21 protein-coding genes and 1 pseudogene are annotated in these 18244 nt (G+C 42.8%); 14 read left to right on the forward strand and 8 right to left on the reverse strand.

The features are described 5' to 3' along the window. Nucleotides 1–55: 55 nt before the first annotated feature. From arsH to AC0J5Y_RS07165, 3 genes are all read right to left on the reverse strand, one after another. Nucleotides 56–772, reverse strand: coding sequence for an arsenical resistance protein ArsH (gene arsH, locus AC0J5Y_RS07155; protein WP_475132118.1), 717 nt, complete (start codon nt 770–772; stop codon nt 56–58). A gap of 61 nt (nt 773–833) precedes the next feature. Then, a complete protein-coding gene (arsC, locus tag AC0J5Y_RS07160) occupies nt 834–1241 on the reverse strand; it encodes an arsenate reductase (glutaredoxin) (protein WP_475130065.1) in 408 nt (135 codons plus the stop codon). A 193-nt stretch (nt 1242–1434) separates the two neighbouring features. Continuing rightward, nucleotides 1435–1803 carry an ArsR/SmtB family transcription factor gene (locus AC0J5Y_RS07165; protein ID WP_475130067.1) on the reverse strand — a complete coding sequence of 123 codons (369 nt, stop codon included), beginning with the start codon at nt 1801–1803 and terminating at the stop codon, nt 1435–1437. Nucleotides 1804–1934: 131 nt separating this feature from the next. On the opposite strand from AC0J5Y_RS07165, the gene AC0J5Y_RS07170 reads away from it, so the two are divergent. The 10 genes and pseudogenes from AC0J5Y_RS07170 (at nt 1935) to AC0J5Y_RS07215 (ending at nt 9228) form a co-directional block, all read left to right on the forward strand. After that, the gene (locus AC0J5Y_RS07170; RefSeq protein ID WP_475130068.1) at nt 1935–2375 is read left to right on the forward strand and encodes a transposase family protein; all 441 of its coding nucleotides are present in this window, start codon (nt 1935–1937) and stop codon (nt 2373–2375) included. Between the two features lie 8 nt (nt 2376–2383). Beyond that, nucleotides 2384–2767: pseudogene (locus AC0J5Y_RS07175) on the forward strand (transposase family protein); the annotation flags it as partial. A 152-nt stretch (nt 2768–2919) separates the two neighbouring features. After that, nucleotides 2920–4473 carry a threonine ammonia-lyase, biosynthetic gene (ilvA, locus tag AC0J5Y_RS07180; protein ID WP_475130070.1) on the forward strand — a complete coding sequence of 518 codons (1554 nt, stop codon included), beginning with the start codon at nt 2920–2922 and terminating at the stop codon, nt 4471–4473. 80 nt (nt 4474–4553) lie between these two features. After that, entirely contained in the window at nt 4554–4628 is a 75-nt protein-coding gene (locus tag AC0J5Y_RS07185) for an excalibur calcium-binding domain-containing protein (RefSeq protein ID WP_475132120.1), read from the forward strand. 97 nt (nt 4629–4725) lie between these two features. Continuing rightward, a complete protein-coding gene (locus AC0J5Y_RS07190; protein WP_475130071.1) occupies nt 4726–5166 on the forward strand; it encodes an RNA-binding S4 domain-containing protein in 441 nt (146 codons plus the stop codon). A gap of 221 nt (nt 5167–5387) precedes the next feature. Continuing rightward, nucleotides 5388–5882 (forward strand): low molecular weight protein-tyrosine-phosphatase, encoded by a 495-nt coding sequence (locus tag AC0J5Y_RS07195; protein ID WP_475130072.1) that lies wholly within the window; start codon nt 5388–5390, stop codon nt 5880–5882. A gap of 97 nt (nt 5883–5979) precedes the next feature. Beyond that, a complete protein-coding gene (murB, locus tag AC0J5Y_RS07200) occupies nt 5980–7101 on the forward strand; it encodes a UDP-N-acetylmuramate dehydrogenase (RefSeq protein ID WP_475130073.1) in 1122 nt (373 codons plus the stop codon). Then, nucleotides 7067–7864, forward strand: a complete 798-nt coding sequence (locus tag AC0J5Y_RS07205) for a YdcF family protein (RefSeq protein WP_475130074.1) — start codon at nt 7067–7069, stop codon at nt 7862–7864. The genes murB and AC0J5Y_RS07205 overlap by 35 nt, the downstream gene beginning before the upstream one ends. A 130-nt stretch (nt 7865–7994) precedes the next feature. Then, complete coding sequence (ccoS, locus tag AC0J5Y_RS07210) at nt 7995–8297, forward strand: cbb3-type cytochrome oxidase assembly protein CcoS (RefSeq protein WP_475130075.1); 303 nt, start codon at nt 7995–7997, stop codon at nt 8295–8297. A 97-nt stretch (nt 8298–8394) separates the two neighbouring features. Then, nucleotides 8395–9228: a sulfite exporter TauE/SafE family protein gene (locus AC0J5Y_RS07215; protein WP_475130076.1), complete on the forward strand. Its 834-nt coding sequence runs from the start codon at nt 8395–8397 to the stop codon at nt 9226–9228. A gap of 122 nt (nt 9229–9350) precedes the next feature. On the opposite strand, the gene AC0J5Y_RS07220 is transcribed toward AC0J5Y_RS07215, so the two are convergent. Continuing rightward, nucleotides 9351–10508, reverse strand: a complete 1158-nt coding sequence (locus AC0J5Y_RS07220) for a DEAD/DEAH box helicase (RefSeq protein WP_475130077.1) — start codon at nt 10506–10508, stop codon at nt 9351–9353. A 278-nt stretch (nt 10509–10786) separates the two neighbouring features. Next, nucleotides 10787–11002 (reverse strand): cold-shock protein, encoded by a 216-nt coding sequence (locus AC0J5Y_RS07225; RefSeq protein WP_011513806.1) that lies wholly within the window; start codon nt 11000–11002, stop codon nt 10787–10789. Nucleotides 11003–11490: 488 nt separating this feature from the next. Here AC0J5Y_RS07225 and aroQ point away from each other — a divergent pair, with 488 nt between their 5' ends. Further along, complete coding sequence (aroQ, locus tag AC0J5Y_RS07230) at nt 11491–12027, forward strand: type II 3-dehydroquinate dehydratase (protein ID WP_475130078.1); 537 nt, start codon at nt 11491–11493, stop codon at nt 12025–12027. 190 nt (nt 12028–12217) lie between these two features. Continuing rightward, complete coding sequence (locus AC0J5Y_RS07235) at nt 12218–13519, forward strand: ABC1 kinase family protein (RefSeq protein WP_475130079.1); 1302 nt, start codon at nt 12218–12220, stop codon at nt 13517–13519. Between the two features lie 44 nt (nt 13520–13563). Here the strand turns inward: AC0J5Y_RS07235 and AC0J5Y_RS07240 are convergent, their stop codons facing one another. After that, nucleotides 13564–14394, reverse strand: a complete 831-nt coding sequence (locus AC0J5Y_RS07240) for an ion transporter (RefSeq protein WP_475130080.1) — start codon at nt 14392–14394, stop codon at nt 13564–13566. Between the two features lie 354 nt (nt 14395–14748). On the opposite strand from AC0J5Y_RS07240, the gene AC0J5Y_RS07245 reads away from it, so the two are divergent. Beyond that, nucleotides 14749–15498, forward strand: coding sequence for a YebC/PmpR family DNA-binding transcriptional regulator (locus AC0J5Y_RS07245; protein ID WP_475130081.1), 750 nt, complete (start codon nt 14749–14751; stop codon nt 15496–15498). An 86-nt stretch (nt 15499–15584) separates the two neighbouring features. On the opposite strand, the gene AC0J5Y_RS07250 is transcribed toward AC0J5Y_RS07245, so the two are convergent. Together AC0J5Y_RS07250 and ftsY are read right to left on the reverse strand one after the other, a co-directional pair. After that, nucleotides 15585–16157 (reverse strand): methylated-DNA--[protein]-cysteine S-methyltransferase, encoded by a 573-nt coding sequence (locus AC0J5Y_RS07250; protein WP_475130082.1) that lies wholly within the window; start codon nt 16155–16157, stop codon nt 15585–15587. 65 nt (nt 16158–16222) lie between these two features. Next, nucleotides 16223–17134, reverse strand: a complete 912-nt coding sequence (gene ftsY, locus AC0J5Y_RS07255; RefSeq protein WP_223145334.1) for a signal recognition particle-docking protein FtsY — start codon at nt 17132–17134, stop codon at nt 16223–16225. A 900-nt stretch (nt 17135–18034) separates the two neighbouring features. Here ftsY and AC0J5Y_RS07260 point away from each other — a divergent pair. Further along, nucleotides 18035–18187 (forward strand): hypothetical protein, encoded by a 153-nt coding sequence (locus AC0J5Y_RS07260; RefSeq protein ID WP_475130083.1) that lies wholly within the window; start codon nt 18035–18037, stop codon nt 18185–18187. The last annotated feature ends 57 nt before the right edge of the window (nt 18188–18244 follow it).

Below are 18244 nucleotides of genomic sequence, written 5' to 3' on the forward strand. Positions count from 1 at the left end.
AATAAAAATGAGGATGCGTCCTAGCCAATTTTAACCTTTAAATATGGCAAAGAGACTAAATCGATTTTTGATTGACGCGGTGCGAGAGTGCTTCGGCGCTTTCTACGCGTTCTGAATAACGGTCAGTCAGATAGGCAGAGCGTCCACGTGTGAGCCAAGTGAACTTTACCAGCTCTTCACAGACATCAACAATACGCAGATATAAGGGAGACATATCCATACGATCATCATCGTTGAACTCTAAAAAAGCCTTTGGAATAGACGATTGATTGGGTATGGTAATCATGCGCATCCAACGACCGAGAATACGCAGTTGATTGACTGTATTAAAGCTCTGACTGCCTCCACTAACTTGCATCACAGCGAGCGTTTTTCCTTGGGTCGGGCGCACAGCACCAGATGACAACGGTATCCAGTCAATTTGTGCTTTCATGATACTGGTCATACTGCCATGACGTTCCGGACTGACCCAAAGCATGCCCTCTGACCACATCGCCAATTCACGCAGCTCTTGTACTTTGGGATGCTCGGCGTCTGCGTCATCAGGCAGCGGTAGGCCTGACGGATCAAACATTTCTACCTCGCAGCCATACCAGCGCAGTAACCGGCTTGCCTCTTGCGCCGCCAGCTTAGAAAAAGAGCGCGTGCGTAAAGAGCCGTACAAGACCAATATCTTAGGAGGATGACGCGGGTCATTTTTACCAATCAAGGATTCAATATCAATCGGCTGTATATAGTCCGGATCAATATTGGGTAAGTCATCAATATTCATATTTTCTAACTCTGTGGTCTGTAGTTTGTTAGATTTAAATGCTAGGGTCACTTGGTTGTCTTTAGCCTTTATTAGGATGAACAACCTCTCCATCTTCTTTCGTAAAGCTGCTGACAGGGTTTTCTAATAACTCAAACACACGCTCTGAGGGACGGCATAATGCAGCGCCTTTATCAGTGAGTACGATAGGACGGTTGATTAAAATCGGATGCGCAATCATCGCGTCAATGATTTGATCATCAGAAAGATTAGGATCATCCAAACCCAGCTCATTATTGATCGGCTCTTTGCTGCGTAATAGCTCTCTTGGTGAGATTGCCATTTTTGCCAATAGCTCAACCAAGTAGTCACGAGCTGGTGGGGTTTTAAGATATTCCACCACTTCTGGGTGCTCACCTGACGCTTTCATTATGGCTAAGACATTACGAGACGTACCGCAGTTAGGATTGTGAAAAATTAATGGCTTCATCGCGACCTCTTTGTTTTATCGGTTTGGTTTATATATTTCGTCTGTTTTATAAATATAGTTATGTTGACCTAACTATAGTGAGTTCAGTATAGAAATGAGCCAGTGGGACTGGGATGAATTTTTCGCAGCCTCTGTCTGCGAAGGCACAGCAAGCAAGAAAAATTTATACCAGTTCAGCGTTGAAATATAATAGTTATGTTGACCTAACTATATTGCAATTGGATGACATGCTTTCGCATCCGCTCAAACTCTCCAGCAACGACGCACGTAATTCTGGATGTCCTGCACAGCAGTCTTGCAATAAAAACTGAACCACAGCCTCCATATGAGATAGCGACGCGCGATAGATGATCTGCCGGCTGTGTCTTTTTGAGACCACCCACCCTGCGCGTGCCAATACAGACAAATGCACTGACATCGTGTTATGCGGCACGGACAGTTGACGAGCGATTTCACCCGCAGGCAGGCCATCAGGTTCTTGACTGACAAGCAACCGAAAGGCTTTTAGACGAGTATCTTGAGAGAGCGCAGCAAAGCTTGCGATAGCAGTAGTTATTTCCATATGTCCAATAATACAGACATATGGAAATAACTCAAGATTTTTAGACAAAACTTTTATAAAAAGTTTAGACCTCTTGCAAAAGTAGCAGAGGGAATTAAAATAACTAATACATTCATAACTGGCTAGGAACCATGCCAAACATAGATAAGCTACTCAAACAAAGTGACGCTGGTTTTAAACGCTATACTGGCATCCATAAAGCCACCTTTCATGAAATGCTGGATGCTATGCAAGAGCATGAATTATCTAAGACCAAATCAGGCAGACCCAGTGCGCTTAGTCTTGAGGAACAAATATTACTGGCCCTTACTTATTGGCGTGAATACCGAACGCTATACCACATCAGTATGGACTTTGGTATTCATGAGTCTTCTGCCAGCCGCATTATTCGTAAAGTAGAAGACGTACTGGTTGATTCAGGCAAGTTTGAACTGCCCAAAAAGCTGCCATGTCGCGTCGATGACGATATCAATTGGCGGGTAGTCATCGTTGATGCGACCGAAACCCCAATTGAGCGTCCAAAAAAAACCAAAGCGACTACTACAGCGGTAAGAAAAAACAGCACACATTAAAAGCGCAGGTTATCGTTCATTGGCAAACAGGCTTGATACTTGATGTGCAAACCTGCAAAGGGTCAATCCACGATTTTAAGCTCTATAAAGATACTTGTCCTGACTGGTTACCTGAAAATACTAACTATCTAGCAGATAGTGGTTATCAAGGTATAGCAAAACTACATAACCAAACCTTCACGCCATTTAAAAAACCTCGTGGTGGTCAGTTATTAGAGATATGCAAACAGGCGAATCATTATCTGGCAAAGTTCCGTATTATGGTTGAGCACAAAATAGGCTTAATCAAATTGTTCAAAATCGTGGCTCATAAATATCGCAACCGTCGTCAGCGCTATGATCTTAGAATGAAGCTGTTTGCTGGTATCGTTAATTCCGAGCTTAACCTATGACTTTCGCAAGAGGTTTTTTATACCAGACTCGTTGACACTCATCAAAACAGCCAATCACCACAAAAACTGTAATTGTGTCTTGCAAGACAATCAAAATCAGCATAGGCTAATCTATTTCACTTTTTATATTCATAATTTGTTTAGGAAACACTATGCTGTCACACTGGGTACGAGCCATTCTGCAAGCCACTGTCTATGACGTTGCTATTCAAACACCACTTGAAGCGGCACCCAAGTTGACCCAACGTTTTGCCAATGACATTCGCTTCAAACGCGAAGATTTGCAGCCGGTCAAATCCTTTAAGTTACGCGGTGCTTATAACCGTATTAGCCAATTGAGTGATGAGCAAAAAGCACGAGGGGTGATTTGTGCCTCAGCTGGCAACCACGCACAAGGCGTTGCTTATTCTGCTCGCAAATTATCGCTTAACAACATCATCGTTATGCCAACCACCACCCCTGATATCAAAGTCGACGCGGTTAGAGCACTAGGTGGCAATGTAGACTTATATGGCGATAGCTTTGATGAAGCGAACCGCTATGCAATCAATCGCGCTGAGCGTGAAGGTCTGACTTTTATCCCGCCATACGATGACGAGCTGGTGATTGCCGGACAAGGTACCATCGGGCTTGAGCTCACCCAGCAATGGCGAAATATGGATTATGTTTTTGTGGCAGTTGGTGGTGGCGGTCTGATTTCTGGCGTCGCTGCGTTTTTGGGCGAAGTTGCCCCGCATGTCAAAGTCATCGCTGTAGAAGCTGACCAATCTGCCTGCTTAAAGGCAGCACTTGAAACAGGCGAACGCGTTAAGCTTGAGCAAGTCGGATTATTCGTAGATGGTGTGGCAGTAGCACAGATTGGCGAGCTGCCGTTTGACGTGGTGCGTATGCAAAAAAGCGATAAATCAGGCCCTGTGGTCGAGCCTGAAGTCGTTACTTGTACCAATGATGAAGTCTGTGCCGCTGTCAAAGATATCTTTGAAGAGAACCGCAGTATCGTTGAGCCTGCAGGCGCGCTGTCGGTTGCTGGGATGAAAAAATACATCGATGCTCATAATCTACAAGGCAAAAACTGCGTTGGCATTATCTGCGGTGCCAATATGAACTTTGACCGTTTGCGCTATATCGCTGAACGTACTGAGATTGGTGAGAAAAAAGAAGCCATCTTTGGCGTGACGATCCCTGAGCAGACTGGCGCTTTCTTAAACTTCTGCCGTAGCTTACATGGTCGTAATATCACTGAGTTTAATTACCGCGCTGATAGTAAAAAATCACCTGACTCTATGGAACCTGCGGCAATCTTCGTCGGTATTGCATTAAAAGAAGGCGATAAAGAGCGTCAAACCATCCGTACGCAATTGGAAGCTGACGGCTATACAGCACACGACTTAACCGATGACGATATTGCCAAATCACATATCCGTCATTTGATTGGTGGTCATGCTCATATCGAAAACGAGCAGTTATTACAAGTCACTTTTCCAGAGCGTCCAGGTGCGTTATTGACCTTTTTAGAAAAATTAGGTGACGATTTTAATATTACCCTGTTCCATTATCGCAATCATGGCGCTGCTGAAGGTCGAGTATTAGTCGGTCTACAAGCTTCTGAGGGTAATTCTCGCCAGCTACAAGATGCGCTGCTCGATATCGGTTACGACTGCACCATGCTTAATGATAATGTTGGTTATCAGTTGTTTTTAAAATAAAAATAAATGTAGACTATCAATTCATCAGTGGCAGAAAGCATTGCTCCCAAATGACATAATGCACAGAAGCCACTTACCTTATACAACATTGCCCTAATACGAAAATGGACGGCAATAATGATGGCATACCTTGTGAACAGCAGTGGTGTCAATAACTTCAATGACAAAAACGATGTTAATCGGTTAATGCTCTTTTAATTATTAAAAATACCACCATTATAATCTTACGTTATTGATATCTATGAGGTTTTGATGAGTAAACATAATAAAAACCACAATCAGCCCAATCATAGCAATCCTGATGCTGTTCGTATGCGTCTTGATAAATGGTTATGGGCTGCACGATTTTACCGCACTCGCACTCTTGCCAAAGAAGCCATCGAAAGCGGGCGCGTGCATTACGCAGGTAGCCGCGCAAAGACCAGTAAAGAGATTACTGTTGGCGATGAATTGCAGATTCGTCAAGGCTCAGCCACTGCCATGACTGAAAAGACAGTCATTGTTGAAGCACTAACGGCGCAACGCGGTAATGCAACAGCAGCTGAAGTATTGTATTCAGAAACTGAAGAAAGCATTGCTCGCCGTGACTATTATGCCGAGCAGCGTAAACTTGCCAACCTTGCTCGTCCAGACAACAAACCCAATAAAAAAGAGCGCCGCGATTTACATCGTTTTAAAAGCAATCAAGATTAGCTCTGTTGGTATCCGCAATAACACCGCCTCATCTTAAGTGATAATACGGCTAGCAGGTATGCATGAATTGCTGACCCTATTGTTTACTCTCTGCCCTTGCCATTCAAGGTATTAACCGTTACGCTATCACCCATTAACTTACACTCTATGGCATGCTTATAAATCACATTTCTAGTGTTGATTTTGATAGCATGTTTTTTATTGCGACAAAAGGTCATTATATGCCCATCAAAGCGTCTACTCCGTCATCTGTATTATTGGTCTGTTTGGGGAATATCTGCCGTTCACCAACTGCTGAAGAGATTTTTCGTCAGCAAGCAGCGATTGCAGGGCTGTCGATGAAGGTAGATTCGGCAGGCACTGGTGATTGGCATATTGGGCATGCACCTGATGAGCGCGCGCAGCGTCACGCTAAAGCTCATGGTTACAACATCAATAAATTGGTCGCGCGCCAAGTCAGTGCTGATGACTTTCGCGATTTTGATTTAATCTTGGCGATGGATGCACAAAATTTAGCAGACTTGCAAAGTATTAAAAATGGTATAACAAATACCGATACAAAATTAGCCAAATTGGCTTTATTTAGTGAGGAAGATCCCACTTACGGCGGTGATGATGTGCCAGACCCATACACTGGTGATGGCGATGCTTTTGAAGAGGTAATCGAGCGTATCGAATCAAGTGCACAAGCTTGGATTGAAAGCTGGAAGATATAGCAATCATAAGGCGCCATATTTTTGCTACCTTTATACCTAGCATCCTTTATAATAAATACCATATGACTTTTTGTTTACTTGCCCCATAGGCTATGTTATGACTTCAGCTTTATGCTCTAAACCCATTGCACCACATACTTTACCTGATAACGTAGCTGATTTGTCTCATAGCAACACCATGGCTTTGGCGTGTATGGCTGACTCTGTAATTACCTTAATGGATGAGGTACAGCTTGATGAGTTTATGGCATATTATGAGCAAGATACTCAGCATAGAAAGCCATTGTTTGTCTTGTCCGGCGGTAGCAATGTGCTACTACCAGCAAAGCTCAATGCGATTATTTTACGACCACAAATGCGTGGTATACAGGTGACAGCGCAAACAGATTCTCATGTCGATATCGAGGTAATGGCAGGTGAAAACTGGCATGACTTGGTGGTACATACGGTCACTCAAGGCTGGTATGGTCTTGAAAACCTTGCTCTAATACCTGGTCTTACTGGTGCCGCTCCCATACAAAATATCGGCGCTTATGGTGTTCAGCTAGAAGACTGCTTACAGTCTGTACGTGCTTACCATCTGCCAAGTCAAACGTGGCATGATTTGACCGCAGTCGACTGCGATTTCGGCTATCGTGATAGTATGTTTAAACGTCAGTCGAATACGTGGCTAATCAGCCGTGTGAGTTTTAGATTGCATACTGATGCGACAAAGGTACTGGCAAGCTATGGCGATGTACAGACCGTCGCACAGAGTTATGCCACACAGCAAGGTCGCACCAAGCCGACGCCCGCTGATGTCATGCATGCCATCATTGATATTCGTCAGCAAAAGCTGCCTGACCCGAAGCAATTACCAAATTGCGGCAGCTTTTTTCAAAATCCTATTATCCCTCAAGATCAATTTGCTACGCTACAATCCTCCTATCCTACTATCGTTGGCTACCCAATGCCTGACGCAATGACTAAAGTGGCAGCTGGTTGGCTTATCGAACAAGCGGGTCTAAAAGGCGGCGGTATAGAGCCTATTTTTACCCATCAGCAGCAAGCGCTAGTATTGACCAATCACGCGCCGTATATTGCTACCAAACAAGATGTCGCCGCGGCTCAAAAATATATTATAGATACCGTCTATGAGAAATTTGCGATTCAACTATCGCGTGAGCCAGTATGGGTAAATGCCGATGGCTCCATTGGATACGATGAGCATGTGGTCTAAGCAGTCATGGTCTAATCGCCTATGGAGACATTATTTACATTCAGCTGAGCGTATGATCAAGCTGTTTCGTATTATCAATGCCACGTTTTTGCTGGGTGCCACGACTGTTATCTTAGTCCTCATCAGTTTATTCACGCCGCTATTTTCTCAAGCAGTAGTCTATATATTGGCTCATTTACCGCTACCAAAAATACCACCTGTTGCGATGAGTTCGCCGCCTACCGCTTATGTGGTATTGGGTGGCGGTCTGACCAATGATAACAATAATCAAATTATCCTCAATCGCTACAGCCTTAATCGTGCCCGTGCTGCCGCCACCGCTTACCATGACCTTCCTCTGCCCATTGTACTCAGCGGTGCTGAAGCGCCTTGGCTTGGTCAATGGCTGATTGAGCATGGTATTGATGGGTTAATCAGCGAAAACGCCAGTATGAATACTTGCGAGAATGCGCGATTTACGGCAAAACGTATCCCTCTGCATCATGTCTATCTTATCACCGACAGCTATCATATGGCGCGTGCTCGCAGACAGTTTGCGTTAAACGGTATCAACAGCACAGCAATCAATGCCCCTTTACCTGCCAGACGTGACTGGAGGGAACCAGCACAAAATTTAAGCCATTCTCGGCGGGCGGTTTATGAGGTTGCTGCCTACCTACGCGATGTAATACGCCCTCAAGCAAATTGCCGCCAAGCTAAAGAAGTAACATCGCAGCAGCTATTGACCCCAAGAGGCAAGGTAGCCAAAACGGCTAATGACTAGGATTTATGAGCACATTTTGGCAAATATTCTGGTATCTGTATCTACCCTTTACCTTTGTCCTTACAGCTCAACCATCACTCTGAGAACCGGTGTATAATAGTAAAAGAAACTGCGATTAAAGAGAGGGACCATGCTCAGTATATTTTTATTAATTCCATTAAGTCTCATGCTGTTTGTGGTCGCGATTTGGGCAGTACGTTATGCGGTCAAATCCAATCAATTTGAGGATTTGGATAACGCCTCCCAGCGCATTATTTTAGAAGATCGCCAAGAACGTCGACAAGTCATACAAACTCAAGAAAATGTAACGCCTGTTCAAGAAGTAAAAGAAGTGAGCGCTACTACTTCGATTGAAAAAGAATCCAATAAGCTAAATAATGCGGATATTACTGCAACTTCTCTCTCTGATACAGACAAGAACTCAAAAACATAGCCTTAGGCTATCTTACTAATGCGTTACCCACTTATTCTATCTGCATAAGAGAGTGATAAGTCGGTACGCTTTTTACCATTTTTAGGAGTACCTTCCCATGACCACAGCTTTACTCGTTGCGGCATTATTAATGGGTTTTTTTGGTTCACCGCATTGCTTAGGTATGTGTGGCGGCTTAGTGACTGCCTTTGGTCTGTCGATGAAGGATGTCAGCCCCGCCAAGCGCCGTGCATTGGTGGCGACCTATCATTTCGGTCGCTTAACCAGCTACGCATTTTTGGGTTTGATCGCAGGACTGTTAGGTACTGCCGTATTACAACCGTTGATGCAAGGCAATAGTGCACCGCGTATTTTGCTCGGTTTGGTATTGGTGTTCGTCGGCATGACCATGTTTGGTGCACCATTCTTAAAGAGACTTGAGCGTTTTGGTATGCGATTTTGGCAATACTTAAGCCCTATTCGTCAAAAAGTATTTCCACTCAATACTTTTCCGCGAGCATTGTCTGCCGGTCTTCTATGGGGATTCTTACCTTGTGGCTTAGTCTATGGCGCCCTACTTATCGCTGTGGTCGCGCACAACCCACTTAGCGGGGCTGCCTTGATGTTCGTCTTTGGCTTAGGAACTGTGCCGATGCTAGTCGCTACTCATGAGACCGTCGGCTGGTTACGAGATAAAATTGGACGTTTTCGCCTAAGACAGCTTAATGGTGCTGTAATGGTATTATCAGGTTTGGCGGTGGTCTTCGTTCCTATCGCCATGTCCAGTATGCATGGTGAACATAGTGGCGGTCATAGCATGGGCATGGATCACGGTGACCATACTATGATGATGAGTGATACGGATAATACCACTCACCACGATATGAGTCAGATGGACCATAGTATGCATAATATGGATAACGACTCAGCAAATATGGAACATCCGCACTAACTCATTGCTGTTGCCTATCCTTTCAAATAAATGTTATCTAAAAACAGACATATAAAAAAGCCCTTAATCAATGATTAAGGGCTTTTTACTGTTTAAAGACATTAGAGCTTGATTAAAAAATCTTATTCAGGCTGCCACTGCTCAAGTTTAAACTTTGTATCCAGATGCTTCTCTAAAGCAGGTATATTAAAAGCATCATCTTCACTGACAAAGCTAATACTGATACCGGTTTGTCCAGCGCGACCCGTACGACCGATACGGTGCACGTAATCGTCCGGCTGATCTGGTAAGGTGTAGTTAATCACATGACTGACATCATCCACATGAATACCGCGCCCTGCGACATCGGTTGCAACCAACACAGATGCATGACCATCTTTAAAGCGCTGCAGATACTTTTCACGTTTTTGCTGAATCACATCGCCGGATAACATAACAATTTTATGTCCCTGACGCAGCTTATGATATAGGCGCTTTACTTGGTCTTTACGATTGGCAAAAACAATTACCTTCTCTACCATACTATCCGTGATAATACGCTCAACCGCTTCTAGCTTCTGATCTTCGGTTAAGAGATAAAAATGCTGCTCTACCAGCTCACTGGTCTTATGCTCAGGCTCGATCTCGACAAACTCTGGCTCATGTAACCAGCGATAAGCCAAACCCATTACATCTTGATTAAAGGTAGCTGAAAAGAGTAAACTTTGACGGTCGGTATTGGGCGGCATACGACTGACCAAACGCTTGATGTCAGGGATAAAACCCATATCGAGCATGCGGTCTGCTTCGTCTAATACTAGCACCTCTACGCGGTCTAAATAAACCATACCTTTGTGCATCAAATCAATCAAACGTCCAGGTGTGGCAATCAAGATATCGACGTATTGACGCTCAAGCTCATGCTGCTGGGTTTCATAATTGGTACCACCCATAATACAGACGCTATGCAAAGAAGTATATTTGGTCAAAGCGATACAATCATCGAATATTTGCTGAGCAAGCTCACGGGTGGGTGCCATGACGACAGCACGGGGCTCACCTAAATGACGTTCTTCATCAGCAGCAAATGGACGCTTAAGTAACGCCTCCATAATGGTCAATAAAAATGTAGCCGTCTTGCCCGTACCCGTCTGCGCCTGTCCGATCGCATCTTGATTTGCCAGCGTATGCGGCAGTATTTTTGCTTGAATCGGCGTCAATTCAGTAAAACCTAATTCACTTACTGCACGCAAGGTCACTGCTGAAAGTGGCAAATCCGTAAACGTCGTAAAGTTACTCAAAAAAATATCCTTTTATATAAATCGTTTGTGTATCATTTATCAATGAGAGATTAAAAATAAGTAAGCAACGGCAGGGTTTATAAATGGTCTATTTTATCTATTAACCAGCAGGCAAGCCCTATAGAACTGATAAGCATAAAAAAGCCAAGCCCTATGTCGATGCTTACCAAGTATACTGCGTTAAAATCAGCATAAGTAAGACAGGACAGGCTTGACTCAGTAGTATATCAGTAGTTTGTACAGACATTATAGCTAAACTGCACGAATGACTGTTACGATTACTCTTCTACTTTTCTGACTTCTTCAGCTTGTAGACCCTTATCACCTTCTACCACACTGAACTCAACTTTTTCGCCGTCTTTTAGAGAGCGATAACCATCACCTTGGATCGCGCGGAAATGGACAAAAATATCTTCTCCGCTATCACGTTGAATGAAACCAAAGCCTTTTGAGTCATTAAACCACTTAACGATACCTTGCTCGCGAGCTGACATAATATTACTTCCTAAAAATTTTACTTAGCCCCAAATTCCTTTGCATCATTGCATATAAACGGGTACCAAGATGATGAAATCAAAACTTAACAGTGACTATCTAATACAGTATGAGCGAAATATGAAAACCTTATACTTACTTTTAGTATTTAGCATATAGTCATTTTACTGCCTCTAGTCTTTGATAGAAACTAAAATTACTTTATCAAAAAAAGTGTTAATCATCTGCCAAACCAGAATTAGCAACAAACATGTAATGTTTATTGTGTAAAAAATATCATAACACGGGTTTTTAGCAACACAAAGGTTTTTAAGATGATTTTTACAACTCGATCTATTTTCTAGAATTATTTTTTATACTAACAGCTTGCAAGCTGTTAGTATAAAAGGATAGATAGCGCTATGTTTCCTAGCACCTGTTATTGTAGTACGCTTATACTCACCAGTAAGTTATCTAGACCTACTCATTGCTATTCATAGAGACCATTATGACCGCCTCATCTCAATCAGCAACGACCAGCACTGCTTCCTATAAAAAAGCCAATAAAACCCTTACTCATAAGCTATTATTGATTAATGGTGTCAATCTAAATCTACTCGGCAAACGTGAGCCTGATATTTATGGTCATATGACACTTGCTGATATTGAGAGTGCCTTAATCAAGCGCGCCGCCGCCCACGGTATTGAGCTGATTTGCAGTCAGTCGAATCACGAAGGCAAACTGGTCGATGACATTCAGCATTATGGTTTATTGGCAGAAGCAAGTGCACAGGTCGATGCCATTATCATTAACCCTGCTGCCTTTACTCATACCTCGGTTGCGATACGTGATGCGCTACTTGCTACCCAAAAGCCATTTATAGAAGTACATTTATCTAACGTCCACGCACGTGAATCGTTTCGCGAGCATTCTTATTTATGTGATGTGGCGGTTGGCGTGATTTGTGGTTTGGGGCATTTGGGCTATGATATGGCATTGGATTATTGGCTGACCCATACTTATGCAATAACACTGAATAAGTAGTTTAATCGCGTTAAGGTTTCTATCTAAATAATACTGCCGAACGCATGACAAAAATTACTGCAACAAGTACTACACAAACCGTTATTGCGATACTTTTAGCACAGTAGTTAAACAGCATTCATTCGATTAAAATAATAATATTAGGGGTTAGATAATAACCCACTAAATACCCCACTATATGGTGATAGGCATGGCAAAATCGTCTGGAACGCGCTTTATGAAACTTGCTGGTATGACAGCAAGTATTGCTGGAAAAGCAGCTAAAAACTCCTTAAAGCATCTCTCAAGTGACGAAGAAAAACGCCTACAAGCGCGCTCAGAATTGATGCAAGATGTCGGTATTCAAATCGCTGAAACTTTAGGTGAGATGAAAGGTGCGGTTATGAAGGTAGGTCAAATTGCCTCGCAGTATAAAGATGTGTTTCCACCTGAAGTTGCAACCGCCCTTGAAAAGCTACAAAAAGATGCACCGGCGATGCCCTATGCGCAGATACGCACACAAGTTGAACGTGAGCTCAAAGCGCCTATACATGAATTGTTTACTAAATTCGAGGAAATACCTTTTGCTGCGGCTTCCATCGGACAGGTACATCGCGCAATTTTGCCATCTGGACAAAGGGTTGTGGTTAAGGTGCAATACCCTGATGTCGACAAAAATTGTGATAGCGACCTAAAACAAGTTCGTATGGCACTAAAAATCGCTGGCGTGCTCAATATGAGTAAGCAATTGCAAGAGCAGTTATTTCGCGAAATTCGCCAAAGCTTACATGATGAGCTTGATTATATTAAAGAGGCGCATAATCTGCGGGTATTCGGCGCTTTTCATGCCGAAGATACGGGTCTCATTATCCCAAAAGTGATTAGCAGTCACTCTTCTAAAAGAATATTGACCTTGACAGAAGAGAGTGGCGAAACCTTGACAGTGGCAGCAACGTGGGATAATGATATTAAACAGAAAATCGCAGTGCGCTTGTTTCATTTTACCGCAGGGCAGCTGTTTGGGTTATATCGAATGCACTGCGACCCTCATCCGGGCAACTTTGCGTTTCGTGCTGATGGCAGTGTGATTGCCTATGATTTTGGCGGAATTCGTAGCTATAGTGACAGCGAAGTTCAATTATTTCGCCGATTTGCTAAGCATGCCTTAAAAGGTGATGTCACTGCCCTTGAGCAAGATTTGGTTGCTCTTGATATACGCCGTGAAGACGATAAAATCGTACCGGGCGAGTTTTATGGAAAATGGTTAGAGATTGGGCTGAAACCCTTATCTATCAAACCCTATCAAGACGGTGATTTTGATTTTGCAAGCAGTCAAACCCATCATGAAGCCATCGCCCAAATGCGCACTTCTTTGAAATACTTTGGACAGTTTCAACCATCAGCCTCTACGATGATGCTCGACCGTACTATATCAGGGCAATACTGGAACCTAGTCAATCTAGGAGTGACGATAGATTTGTCGCCATTGGTACATGAATATATAAGTTTTTAGAGCGTTAAATGGCTATAAATATATAGGACAAGTTTTAGTATTGGTTATACATGCAAGGCATGTCCACAGCGGTCACAAAAATCCGCACCTACTGCGTGACCAAATTTACCACAGTTTGGACACGTGACAGGATTAAGCTGCGGGCGCATATTACGGGCAAGTTCTGAGGTGAAAATTCCTGTCGGTACAGCAATGATTGAGTAACCTGTAATCATAACCATGGTTGCAATGGCTTGCCCCAATGGTGTTTTTGGTGACATGTCTCCGTAGCCGACCGTCGTCAGAGTGACAACTGCCCAGTAGATAGACTGAGGAATACTGGTAAAGCCGTTTTCTGGCCCTTCTACGACATAAACAATCGAGCCAAAAATGGTGACCAGTAACACCAGTGATAAGAAAAATACCGTGATTTTTTGCTGACTGGTTCTAAGCGCAGACGCCAGAAACCCTGCTTGTTGCATATAGGCTTCAAGTTTAAGTACCCGAAAGATACGCAAAATACGTAAGATACGAATAACGAGCAAGTACTGTACGCCCACGAACATTAAACTTAAGTAGCTTGGCAATACGGACAATAAATCCACTATCCCAAAAAAACTAAACGCGTAACGAAAGCGATTGGGTGCTGAGAACAACCTGAGCATATACTCAATCGTAAACAAGATAGTAAAAAACCATTCTGCATACAAAAACAGCGTGCCATACTGCAAGCGCATATAGAGCACACTATCAAGCATCACAACCGCCACACTGGCCAAAATCGTGATCAACAATACAATATCAAACAGCTTACCCAAACGAGTATCTGTACCTTCAATAATAATATGAATGCGGTTACGCAAATGAGTAACGGCTTCGGTATTCGGCTGCTTCATAAAGTCAATCAAATCATAGGATCAATGGATATCTAAAACCGGACAACTTAGGCGTATATGCGTAAGCTAAGATTGGTCAAAATACGTGAAAGTGGTTTATAATATTGAAAGCAATGTGGTTATCGGCTGCTATTCGTCACTACGAATATAATCGATAGCGGGTCAAAAGCCAGAACATAGCAGTGTAGCAAAAAAGCGCTATTAACAACATACAAATCGTTAACTTAGCGACAGATCGCTTACCTGAGATTAACAGCGCAATCAGGTAATAAAAAATGCAGTAGCTATAAAAATTTTTTACCAATAAATGTTTTAGCTGTACAATACATCATTCGTAATACTTAAGGACGTCATATGGCAGGCCATTCAAAATGGGCAAATATCAAACACCGTAAAGCCCGTCAGGATGCGGTAAAAGGTAAAATATTTACCAAAATTATTCGTGAAATTGTTTCTGCTGCCAAGCAAGGTGATCCTGACCCTGATAAGAATCCGCGCCTACGTGCGGTCATTGAAAAAGCCCTGTCCGTCAATATGACAAGAGACACCATCAATCGTGCGGTAGCTCGTGGTACAGGCGGTGATGACAATGACAATATGGATGAAGTCAGTTATGAAGGTTATGGCATCGGCGGCGTCGCAGTATTAGTCGAAACCATGACTGACAATCTCAATCGAACCGTCAGTGAAGTACGCCATGCTTTTACCAAAAATGAGGGTAATCTGGGTACTACTGGCTCTGTGGCTTACCTATTTAATAAGCGCGGTGAAATAAGCTTTAATGACACAAGTTTAGAAGATGAAGTTATGTTGGTGGCATTAGATGCAGGTGCGCTTGATATCGAAAATGATGGCGAAAGCTTGCTTGTCATCACTGAGTGGGAAAATTTCGGCCAGGTTAAAGACGCTCTTAATGCTGCTGGTTTAGTTTCTGACAATGCTGAAGTAACCATGTCGCCATCAACTAGCGCCGAAATAGACAACGTTGCAGATGCCGAAAAAGTCATGAAGATGATTGATATGTTAGAAGATATCGATGATGTGCAAGAAGTTTATAGCAACGTCAATTTTTCAGCCGAAGTCATGGCACAGCTTGAGCAATAATTTTTGTATTTTGTATTAAAAAAGCCAAACGCTAAAAACGTTTGGCTTTTTTAATACAAAAATACGTGACGAGCAATTACTTCAAACTAAGCTTTGCACGTGACGCCTTCAAGTGCTAACAAGTGTATTTTCTTATCTAAGCCACCTGTATAACCACCAAGTCTGCCGTCGCTTGCAATAACACGATGACACGGAACGACAATACTAAAAGGGTTTTTACTATTGGCATTCGCAACCGCACGAAAGCCTTTGGGACTATCGACGTTTTGTGCCAGCGTTGCATAGCTAATCGTCTCGCCATACCCAATATCTTGTAGTGCTTGCCAAACTCGCTGCTGAAACTTAGTTCCTAAACTAATATCTAATGGCAAATCGAATACCTGACGATCACCTTTAAAATACTCCGTTAGTTGTGCTATAGCCTCTATTAATAATGCTTGAGTAGGTTCATGTTTGCTTAGGCTGTCTTTATCTATGAACGTAAAATTCTGATCGACAAGACCATAATACTTTTTAAGTTTAGGAATAGATTTTGAGCTGTGCCAAGAGTCACCTACCAGCAGCCAATTGACCTCAACCAGCTTAGGACTGCTATGCTCATTGACACTCGCAATTAATGTTAACTGATTAGATCCAAAAGCGGCTGTGGTGACTATCATAACTACTCCTTTCAAATCGTTATATTTTCAAGGCTTGAGTATTGGCTAAAACAAACTGTTGAGCGCTATTCTTTGTCATCAGTTTCAAACAATGCGGCGACAAATTGTTTTGGACTAAAGGCACGCAGATCATCAATTGACTCGCCTACGCCAATATAACGAATAGGTACATCTGTCGTTTCGGCAATATTAAAGACCACACCGCCTTTGGCAGTCCCGTCTAGTTTGGTAATCGTAATACCAGTTAATGGCACCACTTTATTAAATAATTCCACTTGATTAATGGCATTTTGACCCGTGCCAGCATCAAGCACAATCATGCCTTCATGTGGCGCGCTTGGATCCGCCTTGCGCATCACACGTACGACTTTTTCGAGCTCTGCCATTAGATGGGTTTTATTCTGTAAACGTCCAGCCGTATCAGCAATTAACACATCAATATTTTTTGCTTTAGCAGATTGCATGGCATCAAAGATAACTGATGCACTATCAGAGCCGTGACCTTGCGCCACAACTGGAATATGATTACGCTCACCCCAGATTTGCAGTTGTTCAGTAGCTGCTGCGCGGAAAGTGTCCCCTGCTGCTAACATCACAGACTTACCCTCACCTTGTAAGCGCTTGGCAAGTTTACCGATAGTCGTCGTTTTACCTACGCCATTCACGCCTACGACTAGGATAACAAATGGTTTTTTACTGCTATCAATAATAAGCGGCGCAACTTTCGGCGTTAAGATATCGACCAATTCAGTCTGCAATGCCTTGTATAATGAATGCGCGTAGATTAAGTCACCGCGATCTGTCTGCTCAGTAAGGCTTTTGATAATACGATTGGTCGCATTGACACCGATATCAGCCACCAGCAATTGGTCTTCAACCTCTTCTAATAGCTCATCATCAATCTCTTTGCCACCAATAAGGATACTGACCATCCCTTCGGCTAGGTTCTTACGTGACTTACTTAAGCCGGTTTTCATCCGATTAAACCAGCTGCCTTTTTTGCTGCTTTCTTGTTCCTCTTGCAACGCTTTATTTGCTTGCGACTCTACTGGAATCGTTTGCTGTGACTTAGAAGACACTTGATTACTACTGTTAATGCTACTTGCACTGCTAGAAGTAACGCTTGGCAGATCTCCTAATTGAGCTTGTAAGGGCATAGTAGGGATTTTTGAGGCAGAGACAGCTGGTGTCTTATTCTCCGTTTCATTAGTATTTGCAAAGCTATCTGAGGTATTATCTGCATGATGCTGCTTTTGCGGCATGAGGATAGGCGCGCCTAGGGCGATACTTTCGGCTGCATCGGTGCTTGATACTTGCTTGTTGACAGCAGGCGTTACTGGCTCATCGCTATTACTTAGCTCATTTCTTTCAGGCGCATCGATAATGGGGACAGATTGCACTGGCAGACTGGGTAAGGTAATATCATCGTCATCTAATTCATCAAGTCCGCTGTCAAGATTAATGACCACACGATTGCTATTATTGGGGTTATTCATAAGTTTGCCCTAAAGTTTATCAGTATCAGTAATATGTTTATGGTAAAACCGGATCTGTATATCGTTGTATTGTCCGTTTTCGATGATTCAATGCAGAGATTATTTTTAGCCTAGTTTAGCATAATTCAAGTTGAGCTCAGCCTTTCGCATCCTAGATTGCTCGTAAACGGTAAAAATTATCCAGTGATTCAAGAGCAGTATTAAATCTCTCACATGAAAAAGAGGATAAATTAGATTGTTCATCGAGCAAGTTTTGCTTAAGGTTTGGACACATAAATCTGACCTTTGTCATGCCAAACTCCGCCTACTTTTAGCAAGGCTAATTACATACCTGTTTACACCCTTTATTTCTATGCTTCTTACTTATATTAGGAATGTTTTATGTTGTCTTCATCCAATCATTATAAAAACATCACCCATATCACTGCTGCTTTTTTACTGGCGACGATGGCACTATCAGCGACGGGTTGTAACACGACTCAAGAATTCAAGCCAACTGCGAGCGTAATGGTTGGGACACACAAATCTTTATAATAAGCTAATTATAAGCACCATGATGAAAATAGATATACGCTCTCATCCATTTACAAG

This window comes from Psychrobacter sp. TS_SC_6 (genome assembly GCF_056156305.1).